Below are 19906 nucleotides of genomic sequence, written 5' to 3'. Positions count from 1 at the left end.
TGCTTGGTGGCATATCCTATAGTACTTAATAAAAAATATTTAAGGTAGACTATACCAATCTTCTCCACCATCACTATAAATTTTAGTTCCTCCAAATATTTTTTCGCAATAACCTGTCCCCCTATATACCGTTCCGCAACATCGCTTTTCTGCACAATAAATTTGATTTGCAGAAATTTTATCTGTACCGGGAAATGGAATTAAAGGTAAAATAAAAGCTCCGCCTTGATGATTCCCTTCAATTCTTCCCATAACAATCGAAGTTGTTCCCCATTGGAAAATTTCTAAAACCCACTCTCCATTGGTTTTTGGTATTTTCCCGCCTTCCCACCATTTTTTTGTTGAATCGGGCCAATCTATTTGTACGTCAAGTAGAGACCAATCATTTATTGCATAAGTCCCATTAGCTAGAAAATAAGCATTTTCAGCAGTTTGAATCGATTTTAGAAGAGTTAAAGCTTGGGTTGCTTTTGCTTTTTCTACGGCTTTCTGATATTGCGGGATAGCAATGGCTGACAAAATGCCGATAATCAGCACGACTACTAATAATTCAATGAGGGTAAAACCCCGTTTGTTGTGTTTCATAACATTCTCCTTTTTCTGTTTTGAAACCCAACAAAAACGGCTGCTATATCAGAGCCTAGCGAAGTTGACCCCAAATATAACAGCCGTGGTCTGCCGCACCTAAAGATGCGGCAAACGCTCGGCACCACACACCAAAGGGATCGGCTCCGGTATGTAGTGCCTGATAACGAGCTGTTTTTGGACTTCGCTATTGCCTTTGGTATCCCAAAAGCGCACCGTCTCTTCAACGGTTCCAAAAACAGAATAAATTGTGTACTACCCTTTTAGTATAACAAATTTTTAGTGAATCATTATTTTTAGGGGGGTACTGCCTTTTTCCCCCTTCACAGCGCTCTCTAAAAAAGGTATGCTGTATATATACCATTTTGGGAGGAAATTATGTCCAATATGCCGGTGCTGGAACGTATTTTAATTTCGCAGGAACAATTGAAAAACAGAATCGCAGAATTAGGAAGAGAAATTTCTGCCGACTATAAAGGGAAAGAACCTTTGTTTGTAGGTATTTTGCGCGGTAGTATTATGTTTTATGCAGATTTGCTCCGTGAAATCAGTATCGATTGCAAAATGGACTTTATGTGCCTTTCTTCCTATTGCGGTACCAATTCCACCGGCGAAGTGCGCACGATGCTTGATTTGCGTGAAAGTATCAAAGGCCGCCATGTGGTCATTGTAGAAGATATTGTAGATACCGGTTTAACTTTAGATTATTTGCTAAAAAATTTAGCCAACCGCGGAGCAGGCAGTATTGAAATTTGTTGCTTACTTGATAAACCGGCCAATCGCAAAGTTGACATCACCCCAAAATATGTGGGTTTCCAAATTGAGAACGAATTTGTAATCGGGTATGGGCTGGATTATGATGAACTATACCGCAATTTACCGTATATTGGAGTTTTTAAGAAATAATGAATAATAAAAACAATCATCGTCGGATTATTTCCGTCAATCAAATTTTGATGTGGGTGGCCATTTTTGCCGTGGCTGTTTTCTTGTTTAATCGTCCCGGCAGTAAAACACAGGAACTGGATTATTCTGACTTTAAGCAGAAAGTGGCTACCGGAGAAGTGTCTAATTTAACGGTTGCTCCTACGCTCATCACCGGAACTTTCAAAGATGCGGATGGCAAGGAAGCGCAGTTCAAAACCGTGCGCATAGAAGATCCGGAACTGGTAAAAGAATTAACATCCAAACAAGTGGCCTATAAGGCGCAGGCGGACAATAGCTGGGTCAGTAACATTTTGTTTAACGTGTTATGGATTGTGCTATTGATTGGTCTGTGGTGGTTTGTGTTTATTCGTCCGCAGCGTAATGACGGAAGAAGTGCCATGAACTTTGCTCGTAGCAAAGCGAAAATGCAAGACCCTTCTAAGCAAACCATTACTTTCAAAGATGTGGCCGGCGTAGAGGAAGCGAAAGAAGAATTGCAAGATGTCATTAAGTTTTTGAAAAATCCAAAAAAATTCCAAAAATTAGGTGGTAAATTACCCAAAGGTGTCTTGTTATATGGCGCTCCGGGTACAGGTAAAACTTTGCTGGCTAAAGCGGTAGCCGGAGAAGCCGGTGTGGCTTTTTTCAGTGCGTCTGCCTCTGAATTTGTAGAGATGTTTGTCGGCGTTGGAGCAGCCCGTGTGCGGGACCTGTTTGAACAGGCCAAAAAGAATGCTCCGGCCATTATCTTTATTGATGAGCTGGACGCGGTAGGCCGCAGACGTTTTGCCGGTATTGGCGGCGGGCACGATGAAAGAGAGCAAACCTTGAACCAACTCCTTATTGAGTTGGACGGTTTTGAAAGTAAACAAGGTATTATTTTGATGGCCTCTACCAACCGACCCGATGTGTTAGATCCGGCCTTAGTCCGTCCGGGACGTTTTGACCGCCACGTATCTGTGCCAGCTCCGGATTTGAAAGGCCGCGAAGAAATTTTGAAGGTGCATGCCAAAAAGGTCAAACTGGCTTCCGAAGTAGATTTGAAAATCATTGCCAAAGGAACGCCCGGATTTGTCGGCGCAGATTTGGCAAACGTAGTGAATGAGGCCGCCATTTTGGCCGCGCGCGCCGATAAAGAAGCGGTGGACAATGCTGATATGGACGAAGCGGTGGAACGTGTATTAGCCGGTCCGCAAAAAAAGAGCCGTATCATTTCAGAAAGAGAAAAGAAAATCATTGCCGCGCACGAAGTGGGGCACACAATCGTGGCCCGTTTAACGCATCATTCCGATCCGGTGCATAAAGTGACTATTGTGCCGCGCGGTCAAGCGCTGGGTTACACCTTGCAGTTGCCGCTAGAGGATAAATTTTTAACCAGTAAGTCTGAAATCTTGGATAAGATTTGCATTTTACTGGCCGGACGAGCTTCGGAAGAGTTGGTATTTGGAGAAATCACCTCCGGTGCTAGCGACGATTTGAATAAAGCAACCGCTTATGCCCGTAAGATGATTATGGAACTGGGAATGAGCGAGAAAATAGGTCCCATTGCTTTGCCGGGCGGAGAAGAAGGTGAAGTGTTTTTAGGACGGGATTTATCCCGCCACCGCCAATATTCGGAAGAAATGGCACAACGTATTGACGGCGAAATTTCCGATACATTGCACAGTGCATATGCTCGTGCAAAGGAAATTATTACTTCTCACCGTGCACAATTTGATAAATTGGTTGAACGTCTGTTAGAAAAAGAAGTCGTGGAAGCGGCAGAGATTGATGAAATATTGGGCTTAGCTCCTAAGAAACAAGAAACTGCCGCCCAGCCAGAGGCTGCGGAAAAGAAAACTTCGGCTCCTCAAGAGGGAACTTCCTCGACTGTAGTTGCTGAAAAAGAAGAAGGACCGCATCAGGCGGAGCTGTTTTAGCTTTTGAAATTTGTGCCGGCGAGCACAAAAGGAAGGAATATGGGCAAATATTTTGGTACGGATGGCGTGCGTGCAGTAGCAGGCCAGTTTCCGTTGACAGAAGATTTTATTTGTAAACTAGGATATGGTGCTTTGAAAGCATTAGACCAATATGCCGAAAAAGAACATCTCAAAAAGCAGGTCATAATTGCGCGGGATACCCGCCTTTCCGGCCCTGCTATTCTAAAAAGTTTAGCCACCGGTATCCGGGCCGCCGGAGCGGACGTACTCGATATGGGTGTTTCGCCCACTCCGTCCGTAGCTACAGCTGTTAAACAAACCGGTAGCGTGTGTGGTGTGGTAATTTCTGCCAGTCATAATCCCCCTGAATTTAACGGAATTAAATTTTTTAGTGCGACGGGTACTAAATTGCCGGAAGCACTGGAAGAACAAATCGAACAAGCGATCGAACAATTAGATACGGTACCGGCTCCGGTTGGCAACTATCGCCCGGCTCCGGAACTGGTGGTGGGATATAAAAAATTTTTAATGTCCACCGTTGACCCTAAATTGTTGCAAGGCACTAAAGTAGTGCTGGATTGCGCCAATGGTGCCGCTCACCAAATTGCACCGGATGTGTTCCGTGCATTAGGAATGGACGTGGTGGTCATGGCGGCTGAAAACAACGGAGCGCTTATTAATAAAGGGGTGGGCGCTTTGCATACGGAAAAGATGCAACAACTCGTCCAAGAGACCGGTGCTTATGTTGGTTTTAGCTTTGACGGAGATGCTGACCGTGTAATGGCTAGTGACGAGACCGGTCGCCAATTAGACGGCGAGTATATTATTTCCGCGGCAGCTTTGGCCTTACGCCAAGCCGGAAAATTACCCCAGAACAAAGCAGTCATGACGGTCATGGCAAACTTGGGATGTATTAATTTTTTGCAAGAACAAGGTGTAAATGTGGAGCTGACTCCCGTTGGAGACAAGCATGTGGCCCGCGTGTTAAAAGAGCAAGGTTTAGCCGTAGGCGGAGAAACATCCGGCCACATTATTTTCTCGGAATTTGCGAACACCGGAGATGGAATTTTATCGGCATTGCAATTTTTACAATTTGCTAAAAAATCCGGCAAAACGGTTAGCCAATTCGCATGGCAATGGGAAAAATATCCTTGTCAATTACGTGCCATAGCGGTTACCAGCAAACCGGATTTAGAAAGTTTGTCCGGTTTTTTGGATGAAATTTATCGGTTGGAAAACAGCTTGGGCGGTAAAGGACGTGTGTTCGTGCGCTATAGCGGCACGGAACCGAAATTGCGTATCTTAGTGGAAGGTGCACAAGCAACCGAAGTGCAACGTGTAGCTGATGCGGCCGAAGCGGCCTATCGGGTGCATATGGAGGATAAAAAATGAGTTTACAGTTGGGTGTTAATATTGACCATGTAGCCACTTTGCGCCATGCTCGGCAAGAAACCTATCCGGATCCGCTGATGGCGGCCGAGATTTGTTTGGCGATGGGAGCCGATTATATCGTGATACATGTCCGTAACGATGATCGCCATATGACAGAAAAAGATTTAGCCCGTTTGTGTAAAGTGTATCGTAAATACATTCATTTGGAGTGTAATTTTTCCGAGAAAATGCAGAAAATGGTTCTCAAATACAAACCCGGTTCTGTATGTATCGTGCCGGAACAACCGGGAGAAGTAACCACTACGGGCGGGCTGAAATTTACGCCAAAAAATTTTGACCGTATCCGCGCCATGACCGAAGCCCTGCAAAAGAAAAAAATCCGCGTAAGTTTGTTTATTGACCCGACGGCAGATAGCGTACGGACGGCTGCCAAATGCGGGGCAGATATTGTGGAACTATGCACGCGCGATTACAGCCAAGCGCGCACCGCTAAACAACGTGCGGCCCTGTTGCAAGATTTAGCCATGTCATCCTTACTTGCCAAAGAATTGGGCTTGGAAGTGCATGCCGGTCACGGACTGGATTATGAAAATGTATTACCGGTAGCAGATTTGTGTGGTATGAGTTGCCTAAACATTGGGTTTTCTATTATTTCCCGTGCGGTATTGGCGGGGTTGCCTAATGCTGTGTCTGGAATGAAAGAATTGCTCTAAGGAGATTTCTATGTGTGGAATTATTGGATATGTAGGCACTAAAAACAGCGTTCCGTTTTTGATTGAAGGACTTAAAAAATTAGAGTACCGCGGTTATGATTCTGCAGGTATTGCCGTGGCGGAAAATGGAAAAACACATCGTATCCGTGCTGTAGGCAAGGTGGCGGAACTGGAGAAGGCGGCCCTACTGGAAAGTCCGAAAGGATCGTGCGGAATTGGGCATACCCGTTGGGCCACTCATGGCAAACCCAGTGAAGAAAATTCACATCCACATACCGATTGTAGCGGAGACATTGTGGTGGTGCATAACGGGATTATCGAAAACTTTTTGCCTCTTAAGGAAAAACTGCAATCCTTAGGCCATAAATTCCAAAGCGAAACCGACACGGAAACGATTGCTCATTTGATTGAAGAAAATCTGAAACATGTCACTGCCAAAACAGATGAAGAGCGTTTGTTATTAGCGGTCATGAAAACCAATGCAGAGTTGCATGGGGCTTTTGCCTACGGCGTCATGTGGACGAAGACTCCGCATCAAATTATCGGTGTGAAGAATCAAAGCCCGTTAGTAGTGGGCGTAGGTAAAACGGAGAACTTTTTAGCTTCCGATGTGCCGGCTTTCCTCAAACATACCAACAGAGTGTTATTTTTGGAAGACGGACAAACCGTAGTTCTCACCCCGGAAAAAGTAACTGTATATGGAGTAGATGGCAAGGAAATGAAAGCCAAACCCATCAAAGTGTCTTGGGATCAAAAAACAGCTGAGAAAGGCGGCTACAAACATTTTATGCTCAAGGAAATTTATGAGCAACCCCAAGCCTTAGAAGATACGTTGCGTACGGCTCGTGCAGACTTTGCCCGTATTTTGGGACTTAAGACAGAAGATTTGCGCAAAATTCGCAATGTATACATGGTGGCTTGCGGAACGGCCTATCATGCGGCTTTAATTGGGAAGTATTATTTAGAGAATTTTGCCGGCGTGACCGCATCTGTGGATTTAGCCAGTGAATTCAAATACCGTACGATTCCGCCTGCCAAAGATACGCTGTGTATTGCTATCAGCCAATCCGGTGAAACAGCAGATACTTTGGGCGCGGTGAAAAAGGCGAAAGATTTGGGATTTAAGCGCCTGGCGATTTGTAATGTGCTGGGATCTGGATTAACCCGTGCGTGCAATAGTGTATTTTATACGCATTGCGGGCCGGAAATCAGCGTGGCTTCCACAAAAGCATTTACCAGTCAAATTATTTCCTTGTATGCGCTGGCTATATTCTTGGGGCATGCTTCGGGAAATATCAGCCAAAGTGAATTTAACAAACTGTATAAAGAATTAATGGCGGTACCGAAAGCGGTAGCGGAAACATTGAAAATTGAATACACGGTGCGACATTTGACGCGCAAGATTTACAAATCTGACCGCTTTATTTTCTTGGGCCGCAATGTAGATTTCCCGATTGCTTTGGAAGGTGCTTTGAAACTGAAGGAAATTTCTTATTCTTCCGCCGAAGGTTTTGCTGCGGGAGAGATTAAGCACGGGCCGATTTCTGTAATCGACAAAGGCACACCGGTAATGGTGCTGATGCCTAAAAACCAGTTGTTTGATAAGATGCTCTCTGCTTGCCAAGAATGCCGCGCCCGCGGTGCCTTTGTGATAGCTGTTACTACGCCGGACGGACAAGAAGAAGCGGCGGCGGTGACGGATAAACAAATTATTGTGCCGCAAGCCAGTGAGTATTTGCAACCGGTATTGGATATTGTTGCGTTACAATTTTTTGCCTATTGGGTGGCAAAACGTTTGGGACGCGATATCGATCAGCCACGCAATTTAGCTAAGAGCGTGACCGTAGAATAAGGAGTTTTATGCGCCTAACCCGCGCGATAGTTAAATCCTTTTTACCACAACGCCCGAAGACGGCCCATAAGGGCACCTTCGGGCGTGTGCTTGTAGTGGCCGGATCGGACTGTATGTCCGGCGCAGGAGTGCTGTGTGCCAAAGGAGCATTACAGGCAGGCGCGGGGTTGGTGTGTTTGGCTTTGCCACGCAACCGCCAAGAAATGGCCGCGGCCGCATTGCCGGAGAGTTTGACACTGGGATTACCGGTAAAAGAGGGAGTGATTTCCGCCTCGGCCACTTCCGTATTGTTACGTTACGTAGAGCAATTTGAACCGTCTGTTGTGTTAATTGGCTCGGGTTTGTCTAAGGCGCCCTTTATTATTCCTTTCTTGAAAAAAATACAATTCCCCACGGTGCTGGATGCAGATGCGCTAAACGCTTTAGCGCGCACTCCTCATTGGGATCAGATTTGCCGGCGTGTTCCGGTAATTTGTACCCCGCATCCGGCCGAGATGAAACGGATGATTGGTGGGGAAATCAGTACACTGGAAAAAGTACGTATCCAACAGGCCAAGCAGTTAAGTAATTTAACAGGCGGCGTGAGTGTGCTTAAAGGTTTTCATAGTGTGGTAACAGACGGAAAAACTACTTATATTAATCCTACCGGCGGCCCAGCCCTGGCAAAAGCCGGAACCGGAGATGTATTGGGAGGTATTATTGCCGGATTATGGGCTCAATGGGTAGCGGCGGAAGGTTTTAATAAAGCCTCCGCTCTTAAAGCTGCGGCGGCAGGTGTATATTTACACGGGTTATGCGGTGAGTTGGCGGCCCAAGCATTAAGCGAGCGTTGTGTGCTGGCTTCTGACGTGGCCATGCAGTTGCCCCGTGCCATGAAAAAACTCCTACGCGGAAAATAAATCAGCACAATACGACGGATATTTTATAAAATCAAAATATGCTTCAAATCTTTTTAATTATTTTATTAGTACTGGCAGTAGGTTGTTTAGCGGTGTTGTGGGGATGTTCCCGCATCGCCAAGAAGGCCTTGCACCCGGTTTCCAAAAGAAAACCTTTGGATGTGTGGCCGGACCAATATCGTTTGGCCTACGAAAATGTTTGCTTTCAAACCGCCGATAAAGTGCAACTCAAAGGATGGTTTTTACCCAATCCCGATTCCAACAAAACCATTATTTTGATGCACGGTTGGGGTATGAACCGCGGAGATATTTTTAGAAATACTTGCTTCCTGCGCGATTTAGGTTTTAACTTGCTGTATTTTGACTTCCGCGCCTTGGGAGAAAGCGGCGGCAAAATCAGCTCTATCGGTTATTTGGAAACGAAAGATTTGCAGGCGGCGATTTCATTCTTAAAAGAGACGCGTCCGTTTGCTTGTGAAAAAATCGGTTTGTATGGTTTATCCATGGGCGGTATGGTGGCCATTTACGAAGCAGCGAACAATCCGGAAATTGCCTGCGTGGCGGCAGAGGCTTCGTATTATTCTTTCCGCAAAGTGGTATCCCGCTGGGCCTGGGTACACAATAAAGTACCGTATTTCCCGTTGATGCCCATTGTGTTACACTATATTCGTCAACGCTTGGGAGCTAATCCGGAGCAATACAGTCCTAAATTTAATGTTCCGAAAATTACGCCGCGTCCGATTTTTATTATCCATGGCCGTTACGACAATTTAGTGCCGGCCGCTCAAGCCAAACTGCTCTATAAAAATGCCGGCGAACCGAAAGAAATTTGGCTCGTTCCGGGCGCCAAGCACAATCAGTGTGCCGAAGTGGGCGGCTTTGAGTATAAGCAGCGCATGGGCGATTTCTTCCGAACGTATCTGGCGTAAAATTTACTCACATAAAACCCCAAGATATTTTATCTTGGGGTTTTGTAAATCTTCTATTCGGTAAAAAGATCCTTGGTGAAAATTTCTACAATATATGTATGAAGAAACTGGTCATTTTTGATTTGGACGGAACACTACTTAACACCATCGCGGATTTAGCCGCCGCTACCAATCAGGCATTGGTGCAATTGGGTTTTCCTATGCACAAAGAAGAGGCCTACTTACAGTTTGTCGGAAACGGTATTTATAAACTTTTTGAGCGGGCTTTACCGGAGCAAAATCGCAGTGCAGAAGATATCGCCCGCGTCAAAGAGTTGTTTGTACCGTATTATAACGCGCACGGAACAGATTTAACCGTACCGTATGCAGGCATTACAGAACTACTGGAAACATTACAACAACGTGGCATTAAACTGGCCGTAGCTTCCAATAAATACCAAGCCGCCACCTCTGAATTGATTGCTCATTATTTTCCGACTATTTCTTTTACTGCGGTGTATGGTCAACGTGAGGGGTTTCCTACTAAGCCGCATCCGATGCTGGTGGAAAAAATCTGCCAGGAGAGTGCGGTTTCTTCGGCAGATACGTTGTATGTGGGGGATTCGGAAGTGGATATGCAGACCGCGCAAAATGCCGGCGTGCAAGCATGTGCGGTAACGTGGGGATTTCGTTCTTTGTCTTTACTGCAAAGTTATCACCCTGCGTACGTAGCGCATAAAGCAGCTGATATTTTGAAATTTTTATAGGGTTTGTACGGCACGGCGCAAATAGCGACCGGCATGGTTGATACTATCTGCCGTATCGGCGGCAAAATCCGATAAACAGATTAATTTTAATTGCGTACCGCGCGGTAATTTTTGAAGCACTTTTCCTTCCCATTGGCCACAAATAAACAAAACGGGTTTGTGTTGCGCTTTGGCTACTTGGAGTACGGCCAGCGGAGCTTTGCCAAATAGAGTTTGGTGGTCTAATTTTCCTTCACACGTAATGATTAAATCGGCCCGTTTGGCCCAGGTAGCCAACGGCAGATGGGTGCGTAAAAAATCGGCTCCTAAAATAATTTTAGCTCCGCAAAGTGCATATAGGCTGGCGCATAATGCCCCTGCCGCTCCGGTGGAAGGAGTATGGCCAATGTCTTTTCCCGTAACACGCTTAAGCACGCGGGCATACGCGCAGAGTGCTTTTTCCAAGGTGCGCACTTGCGCCGGGGTGGCTCCTTTTTGCGGACCATACACCCGTGCGGATCCTTGCGGGCCGAGCATGGGATTAATTACATCAGCCACTGCATAAATTTGCACGCCGCGTAAAAGCGGACGCAGCGCTGAGAACTCTACACTACGTAGTTGTAAGAGCGGTTTGGCCCCCGGGCGCAGCGCGCGGTTGTGTTTATCTAAAAATAAAGCTCCCAGTGCTTGTACGATACCGGCACCGCCGTCATTACAGGCTACGCCGCCCAGCCCGATATAAATTTTTTTAGCCCCTTTTTTAAGTGCGTGCAGTAATACCTGTCCTACCCCAAAAGAAGAAGCCCCCAAGGGATTTAATTCCTCTTTTTTAGCTTGTCCCAATCCGCAAATTTGGGCTGTTTCCAGCACGGCGGTTTTTTGTTTAGGTATCCATAAATACGATGTGCGGACGGATTTGCCGAAAGCATTTTGGGCGCTCAGATACACTTTGCGTGCTGACGGATACAAGGTGCTAAAGAAATCGATGAATCCATCTCCGCCATCCGAAAGCGCAACGGCGCGAACGGTGTGTTTTTTCTGTAACGCTTGGCACAAAACGCGCGCCGTTTGGCGCGCGCTGAGAGATCCTTTCAAACTATTGGGTAAGAGTAAAATGTGCATTAAAATTTCCAGCTAAATGTTAAGGAAGCTACTGTGTTTGCTTTGGCAGAATCCTTAAATTCATCTTGGTACATATTTATATGTTCGGTCACTTCCAGTCCAATCAGTAAATCATCTAAATAAGTTTGCACGCCCACTCCCGCTACAGCTAGTGGCGAGCCGACATTGATTGTATCACCGGAGATAACTCCGCGGTAGTTAAGTGTTAAGAAACGATAGCCGCCCGCCGCTGTAGCATAGACGGAAAATAAACTATCCGGATTGAAATAGTAAGTTCCCTTTAGCAAAATATCAATCATTTGACCGCTGGTTTCTACGTCTAAGTTAGAGCCCGGCGGATAGGGCAATTCGCGTCCTGCGGCCTCCGCTGCGGCGTTGGCCTGCTCAATACCCGGGTCTTTATCGGTAAAGGAACTTTTGGAAATGTTGGCAAAAGCTAAAGACGGACCCAGCCAAAAATTACTGCTTTTTAGACGCCACATAAAAGTGGCCTCTGCCCGTACTGAGGTGCCTCCTATATCGTACACGTCATTTTTATCAAAACCTTTTTTATCGGAATTATTTAGTTTTAACTTATTGCCTTGAGCACCTACGGAAATAGAAAGAAATTTATTGCTGGTGGCATCTTTGGGGCGTTTGGTTTTTTTAGCTTCGGTTTGTTTGATTTTTTCCAGTTTTCCGCTACGGGCTGCCTCAGCAGTTTCTTTGATTTGTTCGGCTTTGGAAGGGGTGACTCCTTTCAAGAATGCTTCCTCATCGGTCATGGCAGCGGCCTGTTGCGCGCGGATATCCGCTGCAGAAACTTCCCGCACGGTTTGTACTTGACCGTTTACAATTTCAGGTTTTTTTGCATCAAAGGCCTTTTCAATATCCGCATCGAAACTAAGCCCGTCTTCTCCAACGGCGGTAGCGGTTGAAGCAGCCCCTTCTCCGACGGAAACACCAGCGGCCGCGGCCGCCGCAGCGGCAGCAGCAGCTTCTTGCGCCTGCTGTGCGGCTTGATGTTGTTCAATTGTTTTTTTGGCGGAATCGCCCTGTTCGTAATCGTACACTTCCACCGATACAATTTGGGGCATATCGATATTAACGACTCCGTCATCGGTTTGCAATTTCAGATTAAATTCGTCTAGATCGGTAATGACCCCGATTAGTTGAGTGCCACCCTTCAAATAGACACGGTGTTTATCGGGCAAGATTGCCTCCACCTCGCGTTGATTGAGCACGACCGGTCCGTAAGAAGTGCGTACATTGAGCGTATATTCGGTTTGAGAGGTGATGGAACCGCTCACAAAAGTACCGTCTTTGAGTTTAACGGTTTCAGCAAACAGAGGGGAAATCAGTAATACAGAAAATGCGAAAAGGATATATTTTTTCATAATGTTGAAATAAAAAGGCGGCGTTTGACGGCCGCCTTTTATAGATTATTTGTCTTGTTTGGTTACGACTACTTCTTCTTTCTTTTCTTGGCAGCAGCACGGTGCAACTGCATGAACGATTTTGCGCAGGGCTTTCAAAATGGCCGCCACGGTCAAGAAACCTACCATTAAGCTGATGGCGTTGACTAAGAAAGATAAGAAACTTTCCCAGAAGGCTACACCGGTTAACATGGGAGTGGCAATCATCATATAAGATACGTATACCGTGTATACAACGGCTAAATAGAAAAATGCCACAAATACCCAGTATAAACCTCTCAAGCACAACCAGTTATGCGGCCACCAACAACACTTGTTTTTGCAAGACATAGCATACTCCTTATTTCAAATTCGGCAAAACAATTTTGCCGTTAACATTTATATTGTATCAAAAGAAACGGATATAAGAACACTTTTTAACAGATTATTTATTAGCTTGTTGGCGCATTTGTTGTGCATGGGCTAAAGCGGTTTTATCGGTGTCGGACAATGCACCCAACATGCGTGCAATTTCTTGCGTAATCTGTTTGTCTGAGAGAGCGGAAAGCTGCACTTCCGTCTTTTTCCCGTCCGTGCATTTTTCGATATAAAAATGTGCTTGTGCATAAGCGGCTACGCTGGCTAAATGGGTGACGCATAGCACTTGGCGATTTTGGGCCACGCAGCGCAATTTTTGCCCGACTAATGTGGCGGTCCGTCCGCCGATACCGGTGTCCACCTCGTCAAAAATCATGACGGGTATTTCTCCGGCCAGTACGGTTTTAAGTCCCAGCATGACGCGGGACAATTCTCCGCCGGAGGCAATGGCGCGTAGTGGGCGTAATTCTTGACCCGGGTTGGGGGACAATAAAAATTCTACTCGGTCAGCGCCCGTGGCGGTGGGGTTTTCGCTGTCCATTTCTACCGCGATTTCCACTTGCAGTCCGTTAAAACCCAAGGGAGCAATTTCTTGCTGTAAACAGGCGGCTAATTGTTCGGCGGCTTTTAAGCGTTTTTCGTGTAATTGTTCGCATAGTTGGTCTAACTGGTGGCGAGTTTGCTGGACCTGCTGGGTGAGTTCTTCCTGCACTAACTGCGCGTTTTGTAAACGGTCAATTTGTGCTTTCATATCCGCGGCGGTTTGCAAAACATCGGCAAGTTCCGGTCCATATTTAAGTTTGAGACGTTTGAGTTTTTCGTGGCGGGAAAGCATTTGGTCTAAAATTTGCGGGTCCGCATGTAAATCCTGCTGATAAGAGGCAATTTCTTCACAGGTGTCAGACAGCAGGGTTTCGGCTTGTGCCAAACGGTCGGCTAACGGCAGGGCTTGTTCGTCCAGTTGTGCCATGTCACGCACTTGGCGCAACGCGCGGCCTACCAGCGTTACGGCGGCATTTTCATCTTCGTATAAATCGTGGTATGCTTGCGCGGCACATTCCACTAATTTACCGGCGTGTTTGAGTTGCGGCAATTTTTGCTCCAATTCCAAATCCTCTCCGGCTTTGGGCGCGGCATTTTCAATTTCCTGCAGTTGAAAAGTGTATAAATCCAATTGGCGTTGTTTTTCTTGTTCGGACAAACTGGCCGCTTGCAAGCGGGCTTGTGCTTCTTGCCACTGGTGCCAAGCGGTGTGGGTTTTATCGCGTAAAGGGAGCAGTTTGGCATAGGTGTCTAGCAAATTAAGTTGCACATCGGGGCGAAGCAGACTTTGATGTTCGTGCTGGCCGTGAAAATCCACTAACTGTTGCCCCAGTTCGGCTAGTGCGGCCGCCGGTACGGGTTTTCCGTCAATATAAGATTTGCCTTTTCCGCCACGGTCTAAAGTGCGGGTCAGCGTAAAAGTAGCGGAAGAAATGTTGTATTTTTGTTGCAGGGTTTTAGATAGGGAATTATCAAAGACCGCGCTGACTTCCAATTTATCGGTGCCGTCTTTGATAAGTGATACAGAGCCGCGCGCTCCCAGTACAAAACCTAAGGCCGCGATGGCTACGGATTTTCCGGCGCCGGTTTCCCCGGTGAAAACATTGAGTCCGGGTTTGGGGGTAAAGCTAACCGAGGAAATAATGGCAAAATTGCGTACGGTCAGTTGGCGCAGCATTAGCGGGTCCCCCATTCTAATTTTTGGTGCAGACGATTGAAAAAGTCAAAATTTTCCGTAGTGATTAACTGCGCCTGGCAAGTGGCGCGGCGCAAGACTACGCGGTCTGCATTTTGCAAGATAAAATTTTCTTGACCGTCTAAACTCACCGCGGCCCGGTCGGCCGGGTTCTTAAATTGCGGAAAGAAAGTCAACTCGGCTTGCGCATTGAGCAGCAAAGCGCGGTCAGCTAGCGAATGCGGGCAAATGGACGTAATGGTCCATACATCTAGTTGCGGCTCTACAATCGGCCCGCCGGCCGCTAACGAATAAGCGGTAGAGCCCGACGGCGTAGCAATAATCACACCATCCCCGTAAAACTGTTTGAAAAATTGTCCGTTGCGCTGGGCTTGCAAGGTGTAGGCACGCGGCTGGCTGGCTTTAATGACGCAATCATTAAAGGCCAGTGCGCCTTTGACATCGGGCTGCCCGGCGCGGAAAATATCGGCCGACAAAAGCCAGCGCGTATGAATGTTGTATTTTCCGTCTAAAATATGGGATAAAACGAGTTCCGCTTCGTGTGCCTCGCACGCCGACAAAAAACCCAAGCTGCCGCAATTAATCGGCAGTACGGGAATGTGCAGCGGCGCGGTAATGCGTGCGCAACGCAAAATGGTGCCGTCCCCGCCTAAACTAATACACAAATCCGCGGGCGTACCGGGGATAGTTTTATAGTCATCGGTAATCGTGCACGCGCATTTTTTGGTATGCAAAAAATCCGCCAAGTGCTCCGCGGTTTTCGCGGCCTGCGATTGCGAGGGATTGCACACTAGTAGGATATTGGAAAAACTCATACCCTATCATTTTAGCAAAAAGGGAAGAATGGATGCAGAAACTATAAGGTGTGATTTGTATGCGAGCCCCCACTGTTTGAATTTCTCCACCCACTAAATGCTTTTCCGCCGAGTACAGTTTTACAATAATTTCCATTTGATGAACACATAACGGTATGTTCATGTTGTGGCAAAGCTTGACTAGTGTTAGATGGGCGTTTTGATAAATATAGTAGTACAGCTTGATTTTCACTATTTTCTTTTACAGCATACTTTCCCTGCAAACGTACTGCAAAAAAGAAAGTCCATCCCCAAGTTTTATCTTCTAAAAAGCCAATAGCCCAGTCTTGGTTTGCCACGCAATCCGTACTATCATTAAATAAAGAACACTTGTCTGAAGATTGATAATTATTGGGTATTTGCACATCTAATAAATCAAAAGTATCTGCATAGGTTCCGTTAGCCATATAATATACTTCTTGGGCTTTACCTAGAGCACTAAGTAAAGTCATGGGTTCTGCGGCCCGGCTCTTTTCCACGGCTTTTTCATATTGCGGCAGGGCAATGGCGCTCAGTACGCCTATAATTAACACAACTATTAACAGTTCAATTAAGGTGAATCCTTTTTTCATAACTACTCCTTTTTATGGTCGGCCCTGAAAACGACATAAAAAACGGCCGTTTTCCCGGGCCAGAGCAACCAAGCCAGTAGAAAACAGCCGTAGTTTGCCGTTCTAATGAACGGCAAACATTCGGCACAAAACACCCGGGTAATTAGTCCGTTTATTTTGTGCCTAAATTGGCTGTTTTTGGCGTTGCTCTGTACTTTTCAGTATGCCGTATTCTTCATACGGTTCCAAAAACAGTTCAAAATTGTATTTTTACGCGTTGTAGCGCGTGTACTTCAATTTCTCCTGTATAATTTTTTTCATTATAGTAAATTTTTGGTGCGGATAGTGAATTTTCAGAAATGCTATAATATAGAAGAATACAAAAGGAGCCTTTTATGTGGGATTATACAGAGAAAGTAATGGATCATTTCCGCCATCCGCGCAACGTGGGGGCCATTGAAAATGCCGACGCTACCGGTCAGGTAGGCAGTTTGGTGTGTGGGGACGCTTTAAAATTAACACTTAAAATTAATAAAGAAACAGAAGTCATTGAAGATGCCAAATTTGAAACGTTTGGTTGTGCCAGCGCGATTGCCTCTTCTTCTGTATTAACGGAAATGATTAAAGGTAAAACCTTGGAGCAAGCATCCAAAATAACCAATCAAGACATTGCTGATGAGTTAGGGTCTCTGCCGGCTGAAAAAATGCATTGCTCGGTGATGGGAATGGAAGCCCTAGAAGCGGCGGTGCAAAGTTATCGTCAAGGCGGCAAGCCGGTGGTATTTGAGCAGGAAGCCGAAAAAATCGTTTGCCATTGTTTTAATGTGTCGGAAGAAGCCATTATTAAGGCCATTCGCACCAATCATTTGACGACGGTTGAAGAAGTCACCTTTTATACCAAAGCCGGCGGTGCTTGCGGCAAGTGCAAAGGCGATATTCAAAAAATTTTAGATAAAGTCAATTCGTGCGCAGTGCCCGCACCCAGTGCCGATAACGCAGACAAAAAATTTGCTGATTTAACCATCGTGGAAAAAATCAAACGCATTGAAAAAGTGTTGGAAGAAGACATCCGCCCACAACTCAATAAAGACGGTGGTTCTGTGGAACTGGTGGACGTATCCGGCCTAGTGATTAAAGTGCGTTTGATCGGTATGTGCCAGGGCTGTTTAGCCGCAGATGTAACCTTGAAAGGTTTTATTGAAAAGACTTTGCAGGAAAAATTAGATCCTGCGGTGACGGTAGAAAAGGCCTAATATGAAACTGATTTATTTGGATAATAATGCCACTACGCCGGTCGCTCCGGCGGTATTTGAAGCGATGAAACCGTATTTTACGGAAAAATACGGCAACGCTTCCTCTATGTATCCGCTGGCGGCAGAATCTCATCACGCTATGGAGCAGGCCCGCAAACAAGTAGCGGCTTTAGTCGGCGCGGCGTATGCCGATGAAATTATTTTCACCTCTTGCGCGACTGAAAGTGATAATACGGCCATTTTTTCCGCGGTGCGCAGTTTTCCGCAGAAAAAACATATTATTACTTCCGCTGTAGAGCATCCGGCCATTTTGCATCCGTACCGTTATTTGGAAAGCCAAGGATATCAAGTAGATTATATCGGGGTAGATAAACAGGGCCGCTTTGATATGCATCAATATAAAAACGCTTTGCGCGACGATACGGCACTGGTCTCTGTGATGTGGGCCAATAGTGAAACCGGCACCCTTTTCCCAATCCCCGAAATTGCCCGGCTGGCCAAAGCGCACGGAGCTTTGTTCCATACTGATGCCGTGCAAGTAATCGGCAAAATGCCGTTAGATGTGAAAAATACCGCTATTGATATGTTGTCTTTGTCCGGTCACAAATTTAATGCGCCTAAAGGAGTGGGGGCTTTGTATGTACGCCGCGGGACTCGTTTTACGGAATTTATGATGGGCGGACACCAAGAAAAAGCCCGTCGCGGCGGCACCGAAAATATCCCTTATATTGTGGGGCTTGGTAAGGCCGCCGAACTGGCCAAAGCACGTGCGGACGGCCCGGCCATTGCTCAAATGGCCGCGCTACGGGATTATTTACAGAAGAGTTTACTTGAAAAAATTCCCGACAGCAAGTTAAACGGAGATCCGGACCACCGCGTACCCAATACCGTCAACATCAGTTTTGGCTATGTGGAGGGAGAGGCCATTTTAATGCATTTGAACGAATATGGCATTTGCGCTTCTTCCGGCTCAGCATGTACTTCGGGTTCTTTAGAGCCCTCGCATGTGTTGCGCGCGATGGGAGTGGATTTCCAATTTGCCCACGGGTCGGTGCGTTTTTCCTTGTCCGAAGAAACCACCCGCGAAGAAGTGGATAAGGTAGTGGAAGTATTACCGGGTATTATCGAAAATCTGCGCAAAATTTCGCCATTTGCTAAGTTAGCAGAAAAATAAAAAAAGGGGGAGAAAAGAGTCCCCCTTTTTAATGAGTGAATATGAAAAAAATAGTGTTAAGTTTGTTTTTAATGGTTATTGCTTTTGGGCTGTCAGCCAAAACGGCGGTGATATATCACACCAGCGATACACACGGGTTTTTTTATCCCAAAAACGGGCAAGGCGGTTTTGCGGCCTTAGCCGCGGTGCTACGGCAAGAAAAAAATCCTTATCTGCTGGTAGATGCCGGCGATTTTGCCGAAGGTACTGCCGAAACTAAAAATTCCAAAGGAATCAAAGCCGTGCAACTGATGAATAAACTGCATTATCAGGCGGCCACCATTGGCAATCATGAATTTGCTTATTATGATGACGGGTTGGAAAATATGCTAAAACAGGCTCAATTTTCTATTTTAGCGGCCAATTTTTTTGAAGCGGATAGCTATCAACGTCCGGCCTTTGTCAAACCCTATCAAGTATTTACCGTCAATGGTATCAAAATAGCAGTCATAGGGCTTGCTAACCGCACCCCTACCAAAGCCACTAAAAAATATACGTTTACCAAACCGCTAGATGCCTTGGAGCAGGCCTTGGCACAGCCTGAGGTAAAACAAGCAGATGTCGTGGTAGTGCTGGCACATGATTCGTTGGCAGATGACCGCCCGGAGAGTCCTTTTTACTTGGGGGATATTGCCCGAAAATATGGCCAAAAAGTGCAGATTGTATTGGGTGGGCATGCACACAAAGTGTTTACGAATCAGCGGCTCAATGGAGTGTTATATAATGAAGTGGGATATTATTTAAAATCTGTAGGTAAAATTACGATTGATGTAGATGATAAAACCCGCCAAATTACCTCTATACAGGCGCAGTTAATTCCCTTAACCATTTCGAAAACCGGTGAAGATAAAAAAATCAAGCAATATGCCGAGAGTTTACGTGAACCGGGACTGGAAAAAGTATTAGGCACGCTGGCTCAACCATTACCAGCTAAAGCAGTTGCTCCGGCCCAAGATAGTGTGGCGGATGATTGGGTAGCCGATATCGGGCGGTCCTATACCAAAGCGGATGTGTTTATCAGCAATGTCGGCGGGGTGCGTACAGGATTGGCAGCTGGGCCAGTTACCAAGCGTGATTTGTTAGATTTTTTCCCGTTTGATGATACGCTAGTCAGCATGAACGTAGACGGAAGGTTTATTAAACAATTAGTCAAAAAAACTTTGCTACCTCGCAATTTGCTAGCGTATAGCGGATTGACCGTAACCTATAAAAAGAATAAGAAAAATCAACCCAAACAAGTGAAAATTTTAATCAATGGTAAACCGGTAGAAAATCGTAAAAAATATACACTGGCTACCAATTCTTTTTTAGCGCGGGGAAAACATTTTCAGTCCATTGACTCGACGGATAAACAAGCAGTAGGCCAGATAACTATGTGGCAGTTAATTGAAGAAGCACTGGCTAAACAATCTGTTTCAGTGCCAGCGGCAGGGCGTGTGATACAACTGCCCTAATGCGTTGA

General features: G+C 46.0%; 18 protein-coding genes. 11 read left to right on the top strand and 7 right to left on the bottom strand.

Features of this window, described 5'->3' with window-relative positions; translation table 11 throughout:
• Window positions 1-39 precede the first annotated feature (39 nt).
• Window positions 40-585 (bottom strand): prepilin-type N-terminal cleavage/methylation domain-containing protein, encoded by a 546-nt coding sequence (locus IKN49_00265; protein MBR3631499.1) that lies wholly within the window; start codon window positions 583-585, stop codon window positions 40-42.
• Between the two features lie 387 nt (window positions 586-972).
• On the opposite strand from IKN49_00265, the gene hpt reads away from it, so the two are divergent.
• From hpt to IKN49_00225, 8 genes are all read left to right on the top strand, one after another.
• Window positions 973-1491 (top strand): hypoxanthine phosphoribosyltransferase, encoded by a 519-nt coding sequence (gene hpt / locus IKN49_00260; protein ID MBR3631498.1) that lies wholly within the window; start codon window positions 973-975, stop codon window positions 1489-1491.
• Window positions 1491-3431 carry an ATP-dependent zinc metalloprotease FtsH gene (gene ftsH, locus IKN49_00255; protein MBR3631497.1) on the top strand — a complete coding sequence of 647 codons (1941 nt, stop codon included), beginning with the start codon at window positions 1491-1493 and terminating at the stop codon, window positions 3429-3431. The genes hpt and ftsH overlap by 1 nt, the downstream gene beginning before the upstream one ends.
• Before the next feature lie 39 nt (window positions 3432-3470).
• Window positions 3471-4823 (top strand): phosphoglucosamine mutase, encoded by a 1353-nt coding sequence (glmM, locus tag IKN49_00250; protein MBR3631496.1) that lies wholly within the window; start codon window positions 3471-3473, stop codon window positions 4821-4823.
• Window positions 4820-5536 carry a pyridoxine 5'-phosphate synthase gene (locus IKN49_00245; GenBank protein ID MBR3631495.1) on the top strand — a complete coding sequence of 239 codons (717 nt, stop codon included), beginning with the start codon at window positions 4820-4822 and terminating at the stop codon, window positions 5534-5536. The genes glmM and IKN49_00245 overlap by 4 nt, the downstream gene beginning before the upstream one ends.
• A gap of 10 nt (window positions 5537-5546) precedes the next feature.
• Window positions 5547-7388 (top strand): glutamine--fructose-6-phosphate transaminase (isomerizing), encoded by a 1842-nt coding sequence (glmS, locus tag IKN49_00240; GenBank protein MBR3631494.1) that lies wholly within the window; start codon window positions 5547-5549, stop codon window positions 7386-7388.
• 8 nt (window positions 7389-7396) lie between these two features.
• Window positions 7397-8287: an NAD(P)H-hydrate dehydratase gene (locus IKN49_00235; GenBank protein MBR3631493.1), complete on the top strand. Its 891-nt coding sequence runs from the start codon at window positions 7397-7399 to the stop codon at window positions 8285-8287.
• A gap of 38 nt (window positions 8288-8325) precedes the next feature.
• Window positions 8326-9216 (top strand): alpha/beta hydrolase, encoded by an 891-nt coding sequence (locus IKN49_00230; GenBank protein ID MBR3631492.1) that lies wholly within the window; start codon window positions 8326-8328, stop codon window positions 9214-9216.
• Window positions 9217-9314: 98 nt separating this feature from the next.
• The gene (locus tag IKN49_00225; protein MBR3631491.1) at window positions 9315-9962 is read left to right on the top strand and encodes an HAD family hydrolase; all 648 of its coding nucleotides are present in this window, start codon (window positions 9315-9317) and stop codon (window positions 9960-9962) included.
• Here the strand turns inward: IKN49_00225 and IKN49_00220 are convergent.
• From IKN49_00220 to IKN49_00195, 6 genes are all read right to left on the bottom strand, one after another.
• Window positions 9957-11063, bottom strand: coding sequence for a glycerate kinase (locus tag IKN49_00220; protein MBR3631490.1), 1107 nt, complete (start codon window positions 11061-11063; stop codon window positions 9957-9959). The genes IKN49_00225 and IKN49_00220 overlap by 6 nt on opposite strands.
• Complete coding sequence (locus IKN49_00215) at window positions 11063-12439, bottom strand: hypothetical protein (protein MBR3631489.1); 1377 nt, start codon at window positions 12437-12439, stop codon at window positions 11063-11065. The genes IKN49_00220 and IKN49_00215 overlap by 1 nt, the downstream gene beginning before the upstream one ends.
• A 45-nt stretch (window positions 12440-12484) precedes the next feature.
• Window positions 12485-12808 carry a hypothetical protein gene (locus tag IKN49_00210; GenBank protein ID MBR3631488.1) on the bottom strand — a complete coding sequence of 108 codons (324 nt, stop codon included), beginning with the start codon at window positions 12806-12808 and terminating at the stop codon, window positions 12485-12487.
• A 94-nt stretch (window positions 12809-12902) separates the two neighbouring features.
• Complete coding sequence (gene recN / locus IKN49_00205) at window positions 12903-14555, bottom strand: DNA repair protein RecN (protein ID MBR3631487.1); 1653 nt, start codon at window positions 14553-14555, stop codon at window positions 12903-12905.
• Complete coding sequence (locus IKN49_00200; GenBank protein MBR3631486.1) at window positions 14555-15388, bottom strand: NAD(+)/NADH kinase; 834 nt, start codon at window positions 15386-15388, stop codon at window positions 14555-14557. The genes recN and IKN49_00200 overlap by 1 nt, the downstream gene beginning before the upstream one ends.
• Before the next feature lie 41 nt (window positions 15389-15429).
• Complete coding sequence (locus IKN49_00195; protein ID MBR3631485.1) at window positions 15430-15999, bottom strand: prepilin-type N-terminal cleavage/methylation domain-containing protein; 570 nt, start codon at window positions 15997-15999, stop codon at window positions 15430-15432.
• A 374-nt stretch (window positions 16000-16373) separates the two neighbouring features.
• Between IKN49_00195 and nifU the strand changes: the two genes are divergently transcribed.
• The 3 genes from nifU to IKN49_00180 are packed head-to-tail and all read left to right on the top strand — an operon-like array spanning window position 16374 to window position 19898.
• Complete coding sequence (nifU, locus tag IKN49_00190; protein MBR3631484.1) at window positions 16374-17231, top strand: Fe-S cluster assembly protein NifU; 858 nt, start codon at window positions 16374-16376, stop codon at window positions 17229-17231.
• Between the two features lies 1 nt (window position 17232).
• Complete coding sequence (nifS, locus tag IKN49_00185; GenBank protein MBR3631483.1) at window positions 17233-18405, top strand: cysteine desulfurase NifS; 1173 nt, start codon at window positions 17233-17235, stop codon at window positions 18403-18405.
• Between the two features lie 41 nt (window positions 18406-18446).
• On the top strand, window positions 18447-19898 hold the full coding sequence (locus IKN49_00180) for a bifunctional metallophosphatase/5'-nucleotidase (GenBank protein MBR3631482.1): 1452 nt from the start codon (window positions 18447-18449) through the stop codon (window positions 19896-19898).
• Window positions 19899-19906 lie beyond the last annotated feature (8 nt).

This window comes from Elusimicrobiaceae bacterium (assembly GCA_017528825.1).
Lineage (GTDB): Bacteria > Elusimicrobiota > Elusimicrobia > Elusimicrobiales > Elusimicrobiaceae > Avelusimicrobium.
Note: the sequence above shows the minus strand (reverse complement) of the source record. Positions and strands in the feature narration are given on the sequence as shown.